The sequence below is a fragment of the Agrobacterium sp. RC10-4-1 genome (assembly GCF_014138475.1).
In the GTDB taxonomy this organism is placed as follows: Bacteria; Pseudomonadota; Alphaproteobacteria; order Rhizobiales; family Rhizobiaceae; genus Agrobacterium; species Agrobacterium pusense.
Genome location: NZ_JACJIT010000001.1, coordinates 22,142 through 40,323, shown reverse-complemented (window position 1 = coordinate 40,323; position 18,182 = coordinate 22,142). Strand labels below are relative to the sequence as shown.

At 57.1% G+C, this 18,182-nt stretch carries 15 protein-coding genes and 1 pseudogene; 11 read left to right on the top strand and 5 right to left on the bottom strand.

The genetic code is table 11. The features are described from left to right. Positions 1–34 precede the first annotated feature (34 nt). The 5 genes from FHW77_RS00190 to FHW77_RS00170 all read right to left on the bottom strand — a co-directional run bounded on the left by FHW77_RS00190 (position 35) and on the right by FHW77_RS00170 (position 4,886). Entirely contained in the window at positions 35–1,543 is a 1,509-nt protein-coding gene (locus FHW77_RS00190; protein ID WP_035210398.1) for a tripartite tricarboxylate transporter permease, read from the bottom strand. Positions 1,544–1,554: 11 nt separating this feature from the next. Then, positions 1,555–2,019: a tripartite tricarboxylate transporter TctB family protein gene (locus FHW77_RS00185; protein WP_111814414.1), complete on the bottom strand. Its 465-nt coding sequence runs from the start codon at positions 2,017–2,019 to the stop codon at positions 1,555–1,557. Further along, entirely contained in the window at positions 2,019–2,975 is a 957-nt protein-coding gene (locus FHW77_RS00180; protein WP_004446108.1) for a tripartite tricarboxylate transporter substrate binding protein, read from the bottom strand. Before FHW77_RS00180 ends, FHW77_RS00185 begins: the two co-directional genes overlap by 1 nt. Before the next feature lie 94 nt (positions 2,976–3,069). Then, complete coding sequence (locus FHW77_RS00175) at positions 3,070–3,753, bottom strand: RraA family protein (RefSeq protein ID WP_162696253.1); 684 nt, start codon at positions 3,751–3,753, stop codon at positions 3,070–3,072. Positions 3,754–3,785: 32 nt separating this feature from the next. After that, the gene (locus FHW77_RS00170) at positions 3,786–4,886 is read right to left on the bottom strand and encodes a hydroxyacid dehydrogenase (protein WP_286086083.1); all 1,101 of its coding nucleotides are present in this window, start codon (positions 4,884–4,886) and stop codon (positions 3,786–3,788) included. A 71-nt stretch (positions 4,887–4,957) separates the two neighbouring features. Between FHW77_RS00170 and FHW77_RS00165 the strand changes: the two genes are divergently transcribed. The 11 genes and pseudogenes from FHW77_RS00165 to FHW77_RS00115 all read left to right on the top strand — a co-directional run bounded on the left by FHW77_RS00165 (position 4,958) and on the right by FHW77_RS00115 (position 18,177). After that, entirely contained in the window at positions 4,958–5,839 is an 882-nt protein-coding gene (locus tag FHW77_RS00165) for a LysR family transcriptional regulator (protein ID WP_111814412.1), read from the top strand. A gap of 902 nt (positions 5,840–6,741) precedes the next feature. After that, positions 6,742–7,452, top strand: a complete 711-nt coding sequence (locus FHW77_RS00160) for a GntR family transcriptional regulator (protein WP_035210402.1) — start codon at positions 6,742–6,744, stop codon at positions 7,450–7,452. Between the two features lie 34 nt (positions 7,453–7,486). Further along, a complete protein-coding gene (locus tag FHW77_RS00155) occupies positions 7,487–8,602 on the top strand; it encodes an ABC transporter ATP-binding protein (RefSeq protein WP_004446116.1) in 1,116 nt (371 codons plus the stop codon). Next, positions 8,599–9,528 (top strand): ABC transporter permease, encoded by a 930-nt coding sequence (locus FHW77_RS00150; protein WP_111814408.1) that lies wholly within the window; start codon positions 8,599–8,601, stop codon positions 9,526–9,528. Before FHW77_RS00155 ends, FHW77_RS00150 begins: the two co-directional genes overlap by 4 nt. Positions 9,529–9,538: 10 nt before the next feature. Continuing rightward, a pseudogene (locus FHW77_RS00145) lies at positions 9,539–10,419 on the top strand (carbohydrate ABC transporter permease). Between the two features lie 60 nt (positions 10,420–10,479). Continuing rightward, positions 10,480–12,009, top strand: a complete 1,530-nt coding sequence (locus FHW77_RS00140; RefSeq protein ID WP_111814406.1) for an extracellular solute-binding protein — start codon at positions 10,480–10,482, stop codon at positions 12,007–12,009. Between the two features lie 70 nt (positions 12,010–12,079). Continuing rightward, positions 12,080–14,410 carry an alginate lyase gene (locus FHW77_RS00135; protein ID WP_111814405.1) on the top strand — a complete coding sequence of 777 codons (2,331 nt, stop codon included), beginning with the start codon at positions 12,080–12,082 and terminating at the stop codon, positions 14,408–14,410. Positions 14,411–14,429: 19 nt separating this feature from the next. After that, positions 14,430–15,179 (top strand): SDR family NAD(P)-dependent oxidoreductase, encoded by a 750-nt coding sequence (locus FHW77_RS00130; protein ID WP_035210408.1) that lies wholly within the window; start codon positions 14,430–14,432, stop codon positions 15,177–15,179. Between the two features lie 15 nt (positions 15,180–15,194). Then, positions 15,195–16,364: an SGNH/GDSL hydrolase family protein gene (locus FHW77_RS00125; protein ID WP_182590338.1), complete on the top strand. Its 1,170-nt coding sequence runs from the start codon at positions 15,195–15,197 to the stop codon at positions 16,362–16,364. Continuing rightward, positions 16,361–17,395, top strand: a complete 1,035-nt coding sequence (locus FHW77_RS00120; protein ID WP_182590337.1) for a hydroxyacid dehydrogenase — start codon at positions 16,361–16,363, stop codon at positions 17,393–17,395. The genes FHW77_RS00125 and FHW77_RS00120 overlap by 4 nt, the downstream gene beginning before the upstream one ends. Continuing rightward, entirely contained in the window at positions 17,392–18,177 is a 786-nt protein-coding gene (locus FHW77_RS00115; RefSeq protein WP_072493380.1) for a sugar phosphate isomerase/epimerase family protein, read from the top strand. Before FHW77_RS00120 ends, FHW77_RS00115 begins: the two co-directional genes overlap by 4 nt. Positions 18,178–18,182: the final 5 nt, after the last annotated feature.

Genomic DNA, 18,182 nt, shown 5'->3' with positions numbered 1-18,182 from the left:
CGCTTTCAAGCGGCCGCTCAATTTAAGATCAGCCTCAGGCTTCTTCTTCCTGAAACGCTTCTTCGCGTGTTTTGCGGAATGACGGCAGGATCATCAGCAGAAGCACGCCGGCTGTCGCGATCAGCAGGACCAGACTGATCGGCCGCTCCACGAAGACACTGGGGTTTCCGTGCGAAATTGTCAGGGCGCGACGGATGTTGGTTTCCAACAACGGTCCCAGGACGAACCCCAGAAGTAGCGGACCGGGCTCGCACTTGGCCTTGCGGAAGGCATACCCCAGCAGGCCGAACCCGGCAGCCAGTACCACGTCGAATATGCGGTTGTTGATGCTGTAGACACCGACGCAGCAAAAGAGAAGGATTGCCGGATACAGCAGACGATACGGGACCGTCAGGAGCTTCACCCACACGCCGATCAGTGGCAGGTTGATCACGACGAGCATCAGGTTGCCGATCCACATGCTGGCAACGAGTCCCCAGAAGATTTCCGGCTGGGTTGCCAGTACCGTCGGTCCCGGGGTGATGCCGTGTATGATGAACGCACTCAGCATCATCGCCATCATGTTGTTCGATGGGATGCCCAGGGTCAGAAGCGGGATAAACGAGGACTGTGCGCCGGCATTGTTGGCAGCCTCCGGTCCGGCGACACCCTCAACGGCACCCTCGCCGAACTCCTGGGGACGCTTGGATACTTTTTTCTCGACCGAATAGGCGCAGAAGGAGGCAAGAGTGGCTCCGCCGCCCGGAAGTACGCCGAGAAACGTCCCGACACCCGTGCCGCGAAGGACAGCCGGCCAGGCCCGTTTGAAGTCCTCTCTGGTCGGCCACAGACGGCTGAGCTTGCTGACAAGCACACCACGAGCTTCGACGTTCTCAAGATTTTCGATGATCTCCGCGAAACCGAACAGACCTATGGCGATGACCACGAAGTCGATGCCGTCGAAGAGTTCGACTGCAGTGAACGTAAGGCGTTCCTCCCCGGAACTGGCGTCGATCCCGACCATGCCGAGCAGCAGACCGAGAAGGATCATGCCGATCGCCTTCAGGACTGGCCCGCGGGCGAGGATAGTGGCCGCCAGAAGGCCGAACAGCATCAGCGACACGTATTCTGCCGGGCCAAAGGAAAGGGCGAAAGACGATAGCGTCGGACCAGCGATAGCAATACCGAACGTCGCGACCGTTCCGGCGAAGAAGGAACCGAGCGCCGCGACGGCAAGCGCCGACCCGGCCCTTCCTTTCTGAGCCATCTTGTAACCGTCGACAGCGGTCACGACCGACGACGCCTCTCCGGGAAGATTGACGAGGATAGCCGTCGTCGATCCACCGTACTGCGCGCCGTAATAGATGCCGGCGAGCATGATGAGGCCCGCCAGAGGCGGAAGGTAGAACGTAATCGGCAGCAAAACCGCGATCGTCGCCGTCGGCCCGATACCTGGTAGCACCCCGATCAGCGTTCCCAGCAGAGCGCCAAGCAGACAGAAGCCCAGGTTCGTCGGCGTCAGGGCCTCGCTGAAGCCCAGCATGAGAAGGTCAACGAAGTTCATGTATACCTCCCTCAGAACGGCCAGATAGGCATTTGCACGCCAAGGCCGACAATGAAGACCAAAACGCCAAACGCTGTAAGCCCAGCGGTCAGCAGGATGACTTCACGAAGCCGTGAATCGCGGTCAGCGATGCTGCCGACCAGAAGCAACCATACGGACGCCGCAACGAAACCAAAGAACTCCGCGATGAAGGCGAAGCCAACAACTGCTGCAAGGATGACCACAAGCGGCCAGAGCTTCGGTTTGTCGATGTCGACCCGTGCCCGGACCGCGCCCAACCCGCCGATCGTGGCGCCAATGATGATAAGAAGCCAGCACACTATTCGAGGCAGGTAACCTGGGCCCATGGCGGATGCCGTGCCCATGGTCAGGTCGCGCCCGGCCCATAGGCCAAGCGCGCCGAATCCCATGAATAACGCTGCGGTGAAGAGGTCCGGCCGGTCACCGGTGCTTCCAGCCTTGCGGGGAGCGGCCATTACTTCTGTTCCTTGGCCAGTTTCCAGATCGCGCCCAGGCGCTCAGCGCGCACGGGAAGCTCCTTGTCCCAATCTTGGGACGAGCGATAGGAAATGGCCAGCGACATCTGCTTCGCCTTTGCCTTGAACTCTGGATCGTCGAGAGCTTTCTTCACCGCGGCGGAGAACTTCGTCCGAATTTCCTCCGGCACGTCACAGCTCATTGCGATTCCGCGCTCCGAACTCATCAGGACTTCAAAACCCTGTTCTTTTGCGGTTGGGAGATCGGGAGCGATGGAGGCGCGCTCTTCGGCAAACTGGCCGAGATTCTTGAACGCGGAGTGATCGCTGCCCACGAACTCTCCGACGTTGATGCCGATCGTGTCGACGTGCCCACCGAGAAGCGCGGTGCGAGCCTCGTTCGCCCCATTGAAGGTGACCGCAGTCAGATCGATACCTGCCGACTTCTCCAACTGAAGCATGGCAAGATGCTCGTCGGTTCCGAGGCCAGTTGTGCCGACGGTAACAGCCCCGGGGTTCTCCTTCGCATAGGCGACGAGGTCTTTGAGCGTATTGAACTTGGAATTGGTTTGGACAATGAACGAACCGGGATCTTCGACAATGCGCGCGACGAGGCAGAGCTTTTTCGGGTCGAACCGCACCTTGCGATCCATTTGCATCGTCAGATAGCCAGGCGTGTTTAGCGAGGAAACTGTGTAGCCATCGGGGCGAGCCTGGGTCATCGCAGTATAGGCGATTTCACCGGACGCACCTGGGCGGTTTAGGACGGTTATCTTCGCGTCCAGCTCCTTTTCCACATAAGGAGCAAGCGTACGGTTCATCACATCAGTGCCGCCGCCCGGAGCAAACGCCACGATAAATTCGATCGGACGATCCGTTGGCCAGTCAGCGTGGGCTACGCCTGTGGCGAGAAGCAGCGTCGTTGCCAGTGCGGTATTTCTAATCAAATGCTTCATCTTATCCTCCCAGGATAGTTTGTATTTGGACGGTACCGTCCAAGGTCTCGGTGACTGGCCGACGCTTCCCCTCCGGAACATCGGCCAGCTTCGTTCAGTTAGTCGACGGTAGCTCACATCCGGCCTTGACGAGGGCGTCGTTGAACCAAGTCGGCTTGTGCGTGCCAGCTTTGATATTCTCGATCTGCTTTTGCTCGGCGGCGTGCTTGGCAACCGTCCGTTCGTAAACCTCCGCCACATCGTCGATCGGAACAACGACGACCCCGTCCGCGTCGCCTACGATCAGGTCGCCCGGCATCACAACCATTCCTCCAATGGCAATGGGCGTATTGATTTCGCCTGGGCCGTTCTTATAGGGGCCACGGTGGGTCACGCCGACCGCGTAGGAGGGGACGTTCATCTCGAGAAACGCGTCCGCATCGCGGATCGCACCGTTGAGAACGAAGCCCACAACACCGCGGCGATGAGCGTAGTCGAGCATCATCTCCCCCATCAGGGCGTGGGTCACGTCGCCGCCGGCATCCATGACGATGACGTCGCCGTCCACGGCCATGTCCATCGCCTTGTGGAGCATAAGATTGTCGCCCGGAGGCGCTTTGACGGTCAGTGCGCGGCCGACAAGTTTGCCGTGGCGGTGCATCGGGCGAAGCTGAGCGCCGCCCGCGTACATGCGGTGCATGCTATCGCTGATGTTGGCGACGGGAAGCTCCCTGAACTTGTCGATCCATTCCTGTTCGACGATCCTGTCCCTGTTGCGAACCCTAAATCCTATAGTCAACGTATTCTCCTCGATGCTCTTGATTGTCTTTTTCAGGCAGGTGTCTTTGCCAGCGCGCGATGGTTCACGATCCTCTCGAGGCCAAGCTCACGACCTTCCACGATCGCAAGAATGCCCTCAACGGCATCGACGCCGACGCGAACGTTCGCCTCCTGGGTTACGCCGCCGATATGCGGCGTGACGACGATCCGCTGATTCTGCCAGAATGGGTGGTTGTCTCCAGGAGGCTCTGTCTGGAACGTGTCAAGCCCGGCCCCGGCAATCTGTCCGCTTTCGACAGCGCGAAGAAGGGCATCCTCATCGATCAGGCCGCCCCGGGCTGTATTGATAACGAACGATCCCGGCTTCATCAGGCCGAGCCGGCGGTCATCAAGCAAATTCCGCGTGTCGGGCGTCAAAGGGCAGTGCAGGCTCAAGATATCCGACGAGGAGAGGAGGCGGTCGACATCAGTCACCTGGCGGACACCTGCCTCGGCAAACGCCGCCTCATCTGTAAAGGGGTCGAAGGCTTGGACCTTCAAGCCAAAACCCTTAGCGAACAAGGCAGTTTGCCGAGCAATCGCGCCGAACCCGACAAGGCCGATAGTCATGCCAGCCAGTTCCTTGCCAGCAAAGCCCGCCTTCTCCCAGCGCCCAGCGCGCAGGCTGCTGTCGAGCGGCACAATCCGCTTTACCACGGCAAAAAGTAGTGCAATCGCATGTTCAGCGACCGAAAGCGCATTTGCGCCAGCGGCGACGACAACGGGGATTTCGCGGCGAGACGCGGCGTCCACGTCGATGTTGTCAACCCCAACCCCGTGCTTGGAAAGGACACGTAGCGAAGGCGCGGCTTCAATCGCTGCGGAGCCGAACCGCCCCATGCGCACCACCACGCCGACAGGATCAAGTTCCGTCACAATCCGGACCAGGTCGTCTTCGCTCGTGTAAGGGGGAACGTAAGACACCTGATAGCCGTTCTCGGCGATCAGCTTGACTGCTTGTTCGTTGATCGCTGGTCCAGTGACCAGGATGTTTCGGCTTCCCATGCGTACCTCGAACTGGAATGCGCGAGGACGCGAGCGCTGAGCGCGCAGCGTAGCCGTCCTCCCATACGCCAAAGCTCCTCCTGGCGTCTCCTGAGTGGAAGTTAACATAAGCCTCTCTTGATTAAAGCGAATAATTTTGGCTATGATGAACAGAAAATCTTAATTAGTCGGAGGATGGTTTGGATACGCGGCAACTGAAAACCTTCATCGCGATCGCTGAGCACGGAACTTTTGCAAAGGCTGCGGAGGCCGTCGGTTTGACCCCATCCGCAGTCAGTCAGCAGATGCAGGCACTGGAATTAGAGGTCAACGGAGAACTCTTCGATCGCTCGAGCCGGCCGATCACGCTTAACGGCCATGGGCTGCAGATGCTCGAAGCAGCACGTACTCTGGTGCGTGATGCAGACAACATCATTGACACTATCTCCGGCAGAGCCATCAGCGGGACCTTCACAATCGGCTCCGTTCGCTCAAGTGCGCTTTCGCTCCTGCCTCTCTCAATCGTCGCCCTCAAGGCAGATTATCCTGATCTCAGGATCAAGCTACAGGTCGCCAATACAGATGAATTGATGAGCGGCGTCCTGTCCGGCCGCCTAGACTGCGCGATGGTCGCCGAGTACTCTGGAATCCCTTCAGCGCTTAGGTGGCACCCCTTTATCAACGAACCTCTGCTGGTGATCGCTCCCAAGGGCACTCCCCAAATGTCCGGCATCGACATGCTGTCGACCATGCCTTATGTCAGGTTCAACAGTCGGTTCAGATTGGCCCAGATCATCGAGACCGAGCTTGCAAAAACCGGCGTCGCCCCGAACCTGATAGCCGAGATCGACACGATCGCGTCAGTGGTCTCTTGCGTAATTCATGGTCTCGGCGTGTCCGTGGTGCCCTGGATCGCGCTGAGAGATATCGCTGTGCCGTTTGTCTCTGCGCCATTTGGTGAGCCGCAGATATTTCGGCCTATCGGGCTCGTGCAAAGGCGAGCCGGGACGCGCGTCGCGATTATAGATCGGCTGCACCAGCACTTGAGCAGGCTTAGCGATCCGTACGGTATAGCCCGTTGACTGACGCTGGCATACTGATGCCCATCGGTTGACCTCAATCCTCCCCGATCGACGATCAAGCTCGTGGACGACGGATAAAAGCCTCGCCGCTGCGGCTCAGAAGATCGGCGTGGCGCTTCATGCTTTCGCGAATATTCCTCAATAGACATCCGGCGCGGAGCTCTCGAACGCCGATAGATCAACACTTGTCGAGATTCGAACCCAAGCGCCCCGGCAGACTAATCCAGATCCAATTGATTTCCTGTTTGGATATCCACTTTCTTGTTAAGCGTTCTTTTCCCGCAATAGGACTCGGGACTTCTGTATTTCATCGACCGGTAGAACGCCGCACGTGCGATGGATGGAACGTTGATATTGCCTCCGGACTGCATCATCGCGCGCTGTGATCGCACGTCTCCAAAATGGGCCTCTGCTCCATGCTTCGAAGGAGCGAAGGTTGACGAAGCAATGTTGGCGGAATTGATGTTGGCTGGCCCAAAATCAGCTTGTCAACGAACTTTGCTATGGCGAATTCAGCCTGCGTCTGAATCCACGCCAGCTTCGATTGCAGCGATCAAACGTGTCGAAGCCTCCCGAACAACTGCGCCGGATGTTCACACTTTCCCGGACGCACCGCTTTCGAACGGCATATTCCGAGCCATTCACAGGCGGACTGAAAATGTTTTTTAATCAATGTTTTAGCCCCTGCGGGTGAAGATGCTTTCTGTAGAAAATCCGGATGATTTGTGGGCATGTCGACATCTCCATTGTCATCACAAGCTTGACTTCCGAAAAACCAACAGATATATCAACTTATATTCTGATATCTCAGTTTGGTTATTGATATGTCTAACGCCATTGAATTCCCATCTTTGCCTCTGTCCGATCTTGTGACGCCGCAGGACTTGCCGGTTGAGGGAAACATGACCAATCGGATCCACGCGTTGCTTCGCCAATTGATTGTGGAAGTGAAGCTGCTGCCGGGTCGGGCTTTGTCCGAAAAGGAAATCGCGGCGTTGTTGCATGTGAGCAAGACGCCGGTGCGCGAGGCGATCATTCGCCTTGCAGAGGAAGGTTTCGTGACGGTTGTACCGCAGGGTGGTACCTATATCTCGCCGATCGACGTGCAGCGTTACATGGAAGCGTGTTTCATCCGCTTCAAGCTTGAAGAAGGCGCGGTGATAGAGGCTGCCAAGCGGCACTCACTTGAAGATATCGCCCGCCTGAAGACCTGTCTTTCGCAGCAGCGTACCGCCGCGGCCGATGAAGAGTTTACTGACTTTTTCCTGCTCGACGAGGAATTCCACCGCACGATTTTTGCAGCGGCTCGCCTGCCCGGCGCCTGGAGCGTCGTCAATCAGGCCAAAGGTGAAATGGACCGCATGCGCCACCTGAAAAGGGTATTTGCTGTACGTCGCACGGAAAAGGTTATCGAAGAGCACGATGCGATCGTGAATGCGATCGAGTCTGGCAACGTCGAGGCAGCGCGTGACGCCATACAGCGTCATCTGGGATCGCTGGAATCCAAAATCGCAGAGCTCTCCAAGAACCCCAAAATCTGGACCTTCATCGAACAGGTCAATACGCGCGTCACCAGGAAGCGTGTGTCAAGAGGAGCCAAGGCCCCTGCCTGACTGAACATTCAAGGCTTTTGAGGAGGGGCCTTTCATGTCCGCAGTTCAAATCAACGACGTCGTCAAGCGCTACGGTGCTCTCGAAGTCGTACATGGCATCAACCTTTCCATTCAACCGCAAGAATTCGTCGTGCTCGTCGGCCCCTCGGGCTGCGGAAAATCCACCACACTGCGCATGCTCGCAGGTCTTGAGGATATCTCCGGCGGCACCGTCGCGATTGATGGGCGGGTGGTCAACAAGATCGCCCCGAAAGATCGCGATGTCGCCATGGTGTTCCAGAACTACGCGCTTTATCCGCATCTCAACGTCGCCGAGAACATTGCTTTCGGCCTGCGCGTGCGCGGTGAAAAGCGCGATGTGGTCGACAAGGCCGTTGCCGAAGCCGCCCAAATCCTTGGTCTGACGGAATATCTGGCACGTAAGCCAGCCGACCTGTCGGGCGGGCAGCGTCAGCGTGTTGCCATGGGGCGCGCGATCGTACGTCGCCCCAAGATTTTCCTCTTCGATGAGCCACTTTCCAATCTTGATGCCAAGCTGCGCACCCATATGCGGGCTGAAATCAAGCAGCTGCACAAGCGCATGCAGGCGACGAGCGTCTATGTGACCCACGATCAGGTCGAGGCGATGACACTGGCCGACCGTATAGTCATCATGAACCGCGGCAATATCGAGCAAGTCGGCTCGCCGATGGAAGTCTTTCTTGAGCCGGCCAATGTTTTTGTCGCCAGCTTCATCGGCTCTCCGCCCATGAACCTTTTTGACGCGACAATCGACAAGCAGGGTGGCTACGCCAAAGCCGTGCTCACGGGTGATGCCGGACAAAGCCTGACGATCCCCGATGCCTTTGCCCGGAACGCGGTGCAAGGCCAGCCGGTGAAACTCGGCATCAGACCCGAAATCATGTCCGTAGAAGTGGCCGATGGACAGGACGTGCTCAATTGCAGCATCGACCTCGTTGAACCGCTTGGTGCCGAGGCACTGCTGCACGGGAAGGCCGATGGCCAGTCCTTCATCGCCAAAGCCGAAACGCTTTATGCGGATCACTCGCTAAACGGCGTTACCCGGCTCGGTATCGATACGGCGCGCATCCATGTTTTTGACGCCGCAAGCGGCAGATCTCTCAAGGCCGCCGGCAGGGCGCGGCCATGAGACAGTATCTTCAGGAGTCGCTCCACGATCTCTGGCAAGATGTGCGCCGTGACTGGCAGCTTTATTTGCTTCTTGCCCCGATGGCCATCTGGTTTGCACTCTTTCTTTACAAGCCGATGTACGGCCTGGTCATCGCTTTTCAGGATTTTTCGATTTTCCGTGGCATCGAGAAAAGTCCGTGGGTCGGCTTTGCGAATTTCATCGAGCTTTTCCAGAATGACATGTTCGTTCGTGCATTCTGGAACACCATCACCATCAGTGGCCTCGGTCTCATCTTCGCGTTTCCGGTCCCCATCATTCTGGCCTTGATGTTTAACGAGGTTGAGAGCGAAATCGGCAAGCGCTGGGCCCAGACGATCGTTTACCTGCCCCACTTCATCTCCGTGGTGATCGTTGCGGGTATCGTCATCAATTTCCTCTCCCCATCCATCGGCATCGTCAATCTTCTGCTGAAGGGCATCGGGCTTGAACCGATATATTTCCTTACGCAGCCCGAATGGTTTCGGCCTGTGTTCATCGGCTCGTCGGTCTGGAAGGAGTCGGGGTTTGAATCGATCGTCTATCTGGCAGCAATCGCCGGTGTGAGCCCAACCCTTTACGAATCCGCGAGGGTCGATGGAGCCTCGCGCTGGCAGATGATGTGGCGGATCACGCTACCGTGCATTCTCCCCACGATTGTCATCATGCTCATTATTCGCATTGGCAATCTGGTCGAGGTCGGTTTCGAATACATCATTCTTCTCTACCGCCCTTCCACCTACGAGACTGCCGACGTCGTTTCGACCTTCATCTACCGCACCGGTCTGCAAGGTACCCAGTACGACCTGGCAACGGCCGCCGGCCTGTTCAATGCGGTTATCGCTTTCGTGCTGGTCTATTCGGCAAACCGCATCAGCCGACGAGTCTCGTCGACATCGCTGTGGTGAGGAACTGAAAATGACAAGTTTCAATCTCTATTCGCGTGGCGACAGGATTTTTGGCTGGGCTAATGCCATTCTTCTAGGGCTATTCGTTCTGTCGACGCTTTACCCGTTCATTTACGTCGCAGCAGTTTCGATATCCTCAGGGCCGCGGTGACTGCCGGTCGCGTCACCCTTTGGCCGGTCGATGTCACGCTGGCGGCCTATGAACATGTGCTCTCGGACAGGATGTTCTGGATCGCTTACGGCAACACGTTCATCTACACGTTCGGCGGTACATTCATGAGCCTGCTGATCATGATCCCGGGCGCTTATGCATTGTCACGCAGGCGTCTGCGCGGTCGCACGTTCTTCAATATCGCGATTGCCTTCACGCTCTGGTTTCATGCCGGCATGATCCCCTTCTTCCTGAACATGCGGGATCTCGGCCTGCTCGACAGCCGCTTTGGTATCATCATCGGGTTCGCGGCCAGCGCCTTCAATGTCATCCTGTTGCGAAACTTCTTCGAAGCCGTGCCGAAATCCTTCGAGGAAGCCGCCAAGATGGACGGCGCAAGCGAGTTGCAACTGCTGTGGAAAGTATTCATTCCGCTTTCCAAACCGGCCATCGTCACGGTGGCGCTGTTCTGCATCGTCTCGCGCTGGAACGGGTATTTCTGGGCAATGGTGCTCCTGCGTGGCGAGGAGAAAATCCCGCTGCAGGTCTACCTCAAGCGCGTCATCGTCGACCTCAATTCGAACGACGAGTTCGCTTCGAGCCTGCTCACAGCCCATTATTCATTCGAGACGGTGACCTCCGCGATCATGATCGCGTCGATCATCCCCGTCCTTATCATTTACCCCTACGCCCAGAAGTATTTCACAAAGGGAATTTTGCTGGGCGGGGTCAAAGAGTAGCTGCACAAGGGAGGAGAACCTGTGAGAAAACTGCGAAAAGGCACGCCCCTTCTGGCGTTGATGACTGCAGCGACAATGGCCTTGCCGGCCTTCGCGCAAGATACGGGCAAAATATCAGAAGACCCGTTGGAGCTGACGATCCACTTCCACTTCCGCGACAAATACGTCTATTCGGAAAAGTGGCCGGTGGAGCAGAAGGCTGCGGAGATCACCAATATCCGTGTGCGCAACGTCGCATCGCTGGCAACCACCAGCAGCCGCGATGCCTTCAACCTGTTGATCGCTTCGGGTGACCTTCCCGACATCGTCGGCGGTGATGCGTCGGGCGGCCTGAAGGAAGACTTCATTCGTTACGGGCTGGAAGGCGCATTTGTTCCGCTTGATGATTTGATCGAGGAACACGCCCCCAACCTCAAGGCATTCTTTGACAGCCACAAGGATATCCGCAACGCGATTTCCGGACCGGATGGCAAGCTCTATTTCATTCCTTACGTGCCGGACGGAAAATACTCCCGTGGCTGGTTCATCCGCCAGGACTGGCTGGACAAACTGGGACTGAAACAGCCGGAAACGCCTGAAGAAGTCTATGAGGTCCTGAAAGCCTTCCGCGACAATGACCCGAATGGCAACGGCAAGAAGGACGAAGTACCGTATTTTGCCCGTGAAGAGATCGACGCGGTTCGCCTTATCAATCTCTGGGATGCCCGCGTTTCAGGTTCAGAACGCTATGGTGACTTTGCCGTCTATGACGGCGAGTTGCGCCATCCATGGGCTGAAGAAAACTACAGGACCGGCATTTCGAACGTCGCCAAGTGGTACAAGGAAGGCCTGATCGACAAGGAAATCTTCACGCGCGGCGCCCGGTCGCGTGAATATCTTCTAGGCAACAATCTCGGCGGCATGACGCATGACTGGTTTGCCAGCACCTCGACCTATAACGACGCGCTGTCGCCAAAGATCGAAGGTTTCGCGCTGAAGCCAATGTTGCCGCCGAAGACCGTCTCCGGTCAACGTTTCGAAGATGCCCGCAGATTGCGTGTTCAGCCGGTTGGCTGGGCGATCTCAGCCGCCAATGAACATCCGGTCGAAACGATCAAGTACTTCGATTTCTGGTTCTCCCAGCAAGGCCGTGTCCTGTCGAACTTCGGTGTCGAAGGCCTAACCTATGAGATGGTCGACGGCAAACCGCAGTTCAAAAAGGAAGTTCTTGAAAACAAGGACCCGGTTAATGCCCAGCTGTGGGCCGTGGGTGCGCAGGTACCGCGCGGCTACTGGATGGACTACGAATATGAACGCCAGTGGACCAACAAAATCGCGCTTGAAGGTATCGATATGTACGACAAGTGCAATTGCCTTAAGGACGAGTTCATGGGCGTGTCGCTGAACGCCGAGGAAAAGGCAACCTTCGACCGCTATTGGCCGAGCATTCTCACATACATGACCGAGATGCAGCAAACCTGGATCCTAGGTGCGCAGGATGTCGATGCCGGTTGGGATGCCTACAAGAAAAGGCTGACGGCACTCGGTTACGATGAGGTCATCAAGATGATGCAGTCAGCCTACGACCGTCAGTACAAATCGGCCCAATAAATCAGGCTATTGTGATGGCGGCCCTGTCGCCGCCATCTCCTCTCATTGTTCTTATAGGAGTTAGAGCGCAATGCGTCCCTCTGCCTCGGCGATTGCCAGACAAGCTCATCTCGATGAACCGCGCCCAGGTTCCCTGACCATTGGCTACATGCCGAGTGAGCAATTACCGCCTACCGAAAATCCCCCGCGTTTTTCCTGGCTTCCCGATATTGATGATGGTGCGCGCTATGTGCTGCGCATCTCGACTGACCCCAATTTCCCTGACGCACAGACAACTGTGTTTGAAGATCTGGCTTGGAATTTCTTCACCCCAGACGTGGCGTTGGAGGATGGCCACTATCACTGGAGCTACGCGCTCTGGGACCAGAATGCACGGCAACCTCTTTCCAACTGGAGCAAGGCGCGGGGCTTCGAAATCACTGCCGCATTGCCAAAAACCCCGTTGCCCGGCCGGGCGGCGCGACGTGCCGCCGCCCATACGAGCCATCCAAGGCTCTGGCTGAATGGCGACCAGTTGAAAGCTTTCTCGGCTGCTGTGGCTAAGGATGCCGATCATTGCGGGTGGTCTGACTTTTTCGAAAAATCTGTCCAGCCCTGGCTGGACCGGCCGATCATCCTGGAACCGAAACCCTACCCCAACAATGTCCGCGTCGCGACCTTGTGGCGGCAGATGTATATTGATTGCCAGGAAGTGATTTATGCCATTCGCCATCTGGCGATTGCGGGACGTGTTCTGGGGCGGGAAGACCTGCTCGACAGGTCGCGTGACTGGCTGCTGGCCGTGGCCGGCTGGGATCCGACTGGCCCGACCTCCCGCGCCTATAATGATGAAGCCGCCTTTCGTGTCGTTGTTGCACTCGCCTGGGGATATGACTGGCTTTACGACCATCTGAGTGCGAAAGAGCGCGAAACGGTCAAAGCCGTTCTGCTGCGCCGTACGCGTGAGGTCGCTGACCATGTGATCTCGCATGCGCGTATCCACGTCTTCCCCTACGACAGCCACGCCGTACGCTCCCTGTCTGCCGTGCTGACACCTGCCTGCATTTCATTGCTGGGTGAAAGCGACGAAGGCGGCGAATGGCTCGACTATACGGTTGAGTTCCTGTCGACACTTTATTCTCCATGGGCTGGCACCGATGGTGGTTGGGCCGAAGGTCCGCACTACTGGATGACTGGCATGGCCTATCTGATTGAAGCGGCCAACCTGATCCGGTCCTATATCGGTTACGATCTCTATCAGCGCCCCTTCTTCCAGAACACCGGCCGGTTCCCTCTCTACACCAAGGCGCCCGGAACACGTCGCGCCAATTTTGGTGACGATTCCACCATGGGCGATCTGCCCGGTCTGAAGGTTGGTTACAATGTGCGCCAGTTTGCTGGTGTGACCGGCAATGGCCATTACCAATGGTATTTCGATCGCATTAAGCAGGATGCCACCGGCACAGAAATGGCCTTCTACAATTACGGCTGGTGGGACCTGAATTTCGACGATCTCGTTTATCGTCACGATTACCAGCAGGTGGCGGCCGTTGCGCCGACCGATCTTCCAGCCCTTTCCGTGTTCAACGATATTGGCTGGGTGACAATCCAGAAACACATGGAAGATCCGGACCGGCATCTGCAATTCGTATTCAAGTCCAGTCCCTACGGTTCGCTGAGCCACAGCCACGGCGATCAGAACGCCTTTGTGCTTTACGCCTACGGCGAAGACCTCGCGATCCAATCCGGTCATTACGTTGCCTTCAATTCACAGATGCATGTGAACTGGCGCCGTCAGACCCGGTCAAAAAATGCGGTGCTGATCGGTGGCAAAGGCCAATATGCCGAAAAGGACAAGGCGCTGGCGCGGCGTGCAGCCGGGCGTATCGTTTCGGTAGACGAGCAACCCGGCCATATCAAGATCGTCGGCGATGCAACGGCGGCCTATCAGGTTGCGAACCCGTTGGTGCGCAAGGCAGAGCGAGAAATCCATTTCGTCAACGACAGCTATTTTGTGTTCGTCGATGAGGTTGAGTGCAGTGAGCCACAGGAACTGCAATGGCTTTGTCACACGATCGGTGCCCCCCAGACCGGCCGTTCCAGTTTTCGCTACACTGGCAAGAAAGCCGGCTTCTACGGCCAGTTTGTCTATTCATCCTCTGGCGCACCGCAGATTTCCGCCGTTGAAGGTTTCCAGGGTATCGACCCGAAGGAATTTGAAGGGCTCGAAATTCATCACCACGTTTGCGCGACCGTGCCGGCAGCAACGCGGCACCGTCTGGTCACTCTTCTGGTGCCTTACATCCTGAGCGAACCGAAGCGGATTTTCAATTTCATCGATGATCAGGGTTTCTCGACGGACATCTACTTCAGCGATGTCGATGACGAGCGCTTCAAACTCTCTCTTGCCAAGCAGTTCTAATCAATACGAGGTTTCCAAAATGCTACGTTTCAAAAACAAAACGGTCGTCGTCGCAGGCGCAGGTCGTGATATTGGTCGCGCATGCGCTATCCGGTTTGCTCGGGAAGGCGCCAATGTTGTGCTGACCTATAACGGCGCGGCGGAAGGTGCAGTATCGGCCGTTTCCGAGATCAAGAAGCTCGGTGGCGAGGCACTGGCCATCAAGGCCGATCTCACCAAGGCGGCCGATGCAGAGGTTGCAATTTCCGGTGCGACCGACAAGTTCGGAGACATTCACGGTCTGGTGCATGTGGCAGGCGGTCTGATTGCCCGGAAATCTCTGGCCGATATGGACGAAGCTTTCTGGCATCAGGTTCTTGATGTCAATCTAACGTCGCTTTTCCTCATCGCCAAGGCAGCCGTGCCGAAGATGGCAAAAGGCGGTTCCATCGTGACCTTCTCGTCGCAAGCCGGTCGTGACGGCGGCGGTCCCGGCGCCCTGGCTTATGCGACATCCAAGGGTGCGGTAATGACCTTCACACGTGGTCTCGCCAAGGAAGTTGGTCCCAATATTCGCGTCAACGCAGTTTGCCCGGGCATGATCTCGACCACGTTCCACGACACCTTCACCAAACCCGAAGTACGTGAAAAAGTGGCCGGTGCGACTTCGTTGAAGCGCGAAGGATCGAGTGAGGACGTTGCCGGTCTGGTGGCCTTCCTTGCATCTGATGATGCCGCTTACATCACTGGTGCCTGCTACGACATCAATGGCGGCGTCCTGTTCTCCTGATATCCTGGTAAAACCATGTCCGTATCGTTACCGAGAGCGAGCCGCGTTGCCATTCTTGGCACGTCGCTCGTCCAGCAAAACCACATTGGCGATGCCAGGATGCTTGCGACATCGGCACGCGGCTGGATGAGCTGGGCCGAGGTTCTGTCTCACGGCAGGCTGCATTGCCCGGTCCATCACGATCCATCGGTGCCAGCGGGCTGGGAGCCGAGCAATCGGCCGGGCGTCAGCCGGTTTTTTGCCGGCCTCAACTTCGGTGTCTCCGGTCAGAAGGCGATCGAAATCGAACGACGACTGCCGCGATTGCTGCAATCAGATTTCGATCTGATCCTGCTGGATGCCGGCACCAACGATATGATGGTGGAAACGCGCCAGACAATTGCAGATACCAGAGCACGGATTGCGTCCGCTTTACTGGCGGCTGGAAAGACGGTCATTCTGCTGCCCATTCTGGCGCGTGGCGTGGGTAAATGGCCGGCGCATGGCTCCGAACGGGCAAAGGCGCACTGGATCAATCGCCAGAGTGCTGAATTTGCCGCCAGTCACGCCAATTGCCATGTATTCGACTGGAACGCAGCATGGGTCGATCCGAACAGCGAGTTTGGAGAGCCCTATCCCGGTTACTCCGACGATGGAACGCATTTTTCGGTGCGCGGTGCCTTTGCCGTCGGCAAGCTGCTGGCAGGCTATCTCGCAAACATTGTGCCGCGTGCGGCAGACCGCGTTTTGCCAAGAGATGATCGTTTCGACGCCGTCAACAACCCGACCGGCAATCTGGCAACCGAAATGTCCGCGAGAACTCTGACAGAGAGCTTGGAGCAAAGCCACCGTCTTGGTGGGCAGATTGTGCATCCTGGAACCGGTAACTGGGTTGAGGCAATCTGCGATATCGACGTGCCAGCGCATTCAGGCATTCTCGGAGTAACACTACGTTTGAAAGATATTGCCGAGGAAGGGCAAGAGGCATGTGCGCTAAGTCCCTTTCGTGCCGAAGACGGCTCAGTATTCCCCTTCCCTGATACACATTGGAAAGGTGCTTTGCGGACGCCGCCGTTAAAACTCCGGCCGGGTGCTGCACCGCCGGAGCTATATCTTGATGTCCTGCTGCAGGCTGGTTCAAAGCCGATCAGCATCGATATTACGCGCATTGATGTACGGCCCGTTTCAAGTCCGGTGTGTGCATGAGCAAGGGTGGTGGAAAGCCGAAGCTGCTGATCGCCATGCGCAGCGAGCTTCCGCAAGGGTTTTTCGGCGCGCGCGAATGGGCGCGACTGAATGCGGTGACCGATATCGTTGACGGATTTCCCTATACGGACTTCGACACGGAGGAAGGTCGCCGTGCTTTGGCTGAGGCCGACATTCTGCTGGCGGCCTGGGGGACACCTGCGCTGACAAAAGAACGCCTTGCCCGAGCACCTAACCTCAAGATGTTGGCCTATGCGGCATCATCCGTTCGCGTCGTCGCGCCTGCTGAATTCTGGGACAATTCCAATATTCTGGTGACAACCGCAGCGTCTGCCATGGCCGCGCCGGTGGCGGAATTTACCTATGCGGCCATCATCATGTGCAGCAAGGACGTGTTTCGCCTGCGAGATGAACACCGGGCTGAGCGCGGCACCGGTGGGTTTGGCAGCCGCCGTGGCATGAACCTGCCCTGGCTTGGAAGCTATTCCCGCAAGGTCGGCATTGTCGGTGCCTCCCGCATCGGGCGACTGGTCATCGATATGCTGACACGGGGCCGTTTCGAAATCGGCGTTTATGATCCATTCCTGTCCGCGGTTGAGGCAACGGAACTTGGCTCGATAAAAATGGAACTGCATACGCTTCTCGCATGGTCCGACATCGTCTCGCTGCATGCACCGATCCTGCCGCAAACCCGTCACATGATTGGTGCGCAAGAGCTTGCGTTGATGGCCGACCATACGGTGTTCATCAATACGGCGCGTGGCTGGCTGGTCGATCACGAAGCACTGTTATCAGAGGCGCGATCCGGTCGCCTGCGGATCCTGATCGATACGCCGGAACCCGAACCGCTACCGGTCGACAGCCCGTTTTACGACTTGCCGAATGTCGTGCTGACCCCACACATCGCCGGTGCGCTGGGCAATGAATTGCGCGCGCTTTCTGATGTCGCAATCACTGAAATCGAGCGCTTTGTTGCGGGTCTTCCACCGCTCTACCCCGTTCGCAAACATGACATGGAGCGCATGGCATGAGGGCTTTCAACTATTGTTTTTCCACGCTTGGCTGCTCCGAACTCAACCTGCATGAAACCGCTGACCTGGCGAAACGGCACGGTATTTCGTCCGTGGAATTGCGCACGCTTTGCGGTTCCGTCGACCTGATTTCGGCACTGGAGGGTGAGTTTGGCAGCCCTTCAATCTTTGCTGCGTTTCTGGCGCAACGTGACCTCAAGGTCACGGCCCTCAATACATCGATCCGGTTGTTTGATAGCGACGATATGTCTGCCGTTGAGCCCTTCATTGCGTGGGCGGAAGCGGCAGGCATTGCACATCTCAGGATATTTGACGGCGGAAATCGGTTAACGACCGGCGAGATGACACGTGCAGGTGCAGTGCTCGATCAATGGCAGGTCGACCGGCAATCACGGGGGCTGAATGTCGATCTGATGATCGAAACCCATGATGCTCTAGCGGATGCAACGCAACTCTCTACCTTCATCAGGCTTGTGCCAAATGCCCTGATATTATGGGACACCCATCACACCTGGGCCAAGGGTTCCGATATCAAGCGCCTTTGGCCTGATATTGTCGACAATGTCGTTCATTTACATGTCAAGGACAGCAAGATGGGAGACGACGGCCGACGCCATTACGTGCTTCCAGGCCAGGGTAACTTCCCCATGGCGGATCTTCTGTCGCTTGTCGGATCGAATGACCGACACCTCCCTCTCAGTCTCGAATGGGAGCGCCACTGGCATCCCGAACTGCCACGTCTGGATGACGCGTTGATCGCAGCGCGCGCCTGGTGGCGATAGGAGTA

What these genes read in the sequence shown, in the direction of transcription:
- FHW77_RS00130 (WP_035210408.1), top strand. Translation starts at nt 14,430, where the DNA reads ATGCTACGTTTCAAAAACAAAACGGTCGTCGTCGCAGGCGCAGGTCGT.
- FHW77_RS00115 (WP_072493380.1), top strand. Translation starts at nt 17,392, where the DNA reads ATGAGGGCTTTCAACTATTGTTTTTCCACGCTTGGCTGCTCCGAACTC.
- FHW77_RS00150 (WP_111814408.1), top strand. Translation starts at nt 8,599, where the DNA reads ATGAGACAGTATCTTCAGGAGTCGCTCCACGATCTCTGGCAAGATGTG.
- FHW77_RS00155 (WP_004446116.1), top strand. Translation starts at nt 7,487, where the DNA reads ATGTCCGCAGTTCAAATCAACGACGTCGTCAAGCGCTACGGTGCTCTC.
- FHW77_RS00180 (WP_004446108.1), bottom strand. Translation starts at nt 2,975, where the DNA reads ATGAAGCATTTGATTAGAAATACCGCACTGGCAACGACGCTGCTTCTC.
- FHW77_RS00185 (WP_111814414.1), bottom strand. Translation starts at nt 2,019, where the DNA reads ATGGCCGCTCCCCGCAAGGCTGGAAGCACCGGTGACCGGCCGGACCTC.
- FHW77_RS00140 (WP_111814406.1), top strand. Translation starts at nt 10,480, where the DNA reads ATGACTGCAGCGACAATGGCCTTGCCGGCCTTCGCGCAAGATACGGGC.
- FHW77_RS00120 (WP_182590337.1), top strand. Translation starts at nt 16,361, where the DNA reads ATGAGCAAGGGTGGTGGAAAGCCGAAGCTGCTGATCGCCATGCGCAGC.
- FHW77_RS00190 (WP_035210398.1), bottom strand. Translation starts at nt 1,543, where the DNA reads ATGAACTTCGTTGACCTTCTCATGCTGGGCTTCAGCGAGGCCCTGACG.
- FHW77_RS00125 (WP_182590338.1), top strand. Translation starts at nt 15,195, where the DNA reads ATGTCCGTATCGTTACCGAGAGCGAGCCGCGTTGCCATTCTTGGCACG.
- FHW77_RS00160 (WP_035210402.1), top strand. Translation starts at nt 6,742, where the DNA reads ATGACCAATCGGATCCACGCGTTGCTTCGCCAATTGATTGTGGAAGTG.
- FHW77_RS00135 (WP_111814405.1), top strand. Translation starts at nt 12,080, where the DNA reads ATGCGTCCCTCTGCCTCGGCGATTGCCAGACAAGCTCATCTCGATGAA.
- FHW77_RS00170 (WP_286086083.1), bottom strand. Translation starts at nt 4,886, where the DNA reads ATGTTAACTTCCACTCAGGAGACGCCAGGAGGAGCTTTGGCGTATGGG.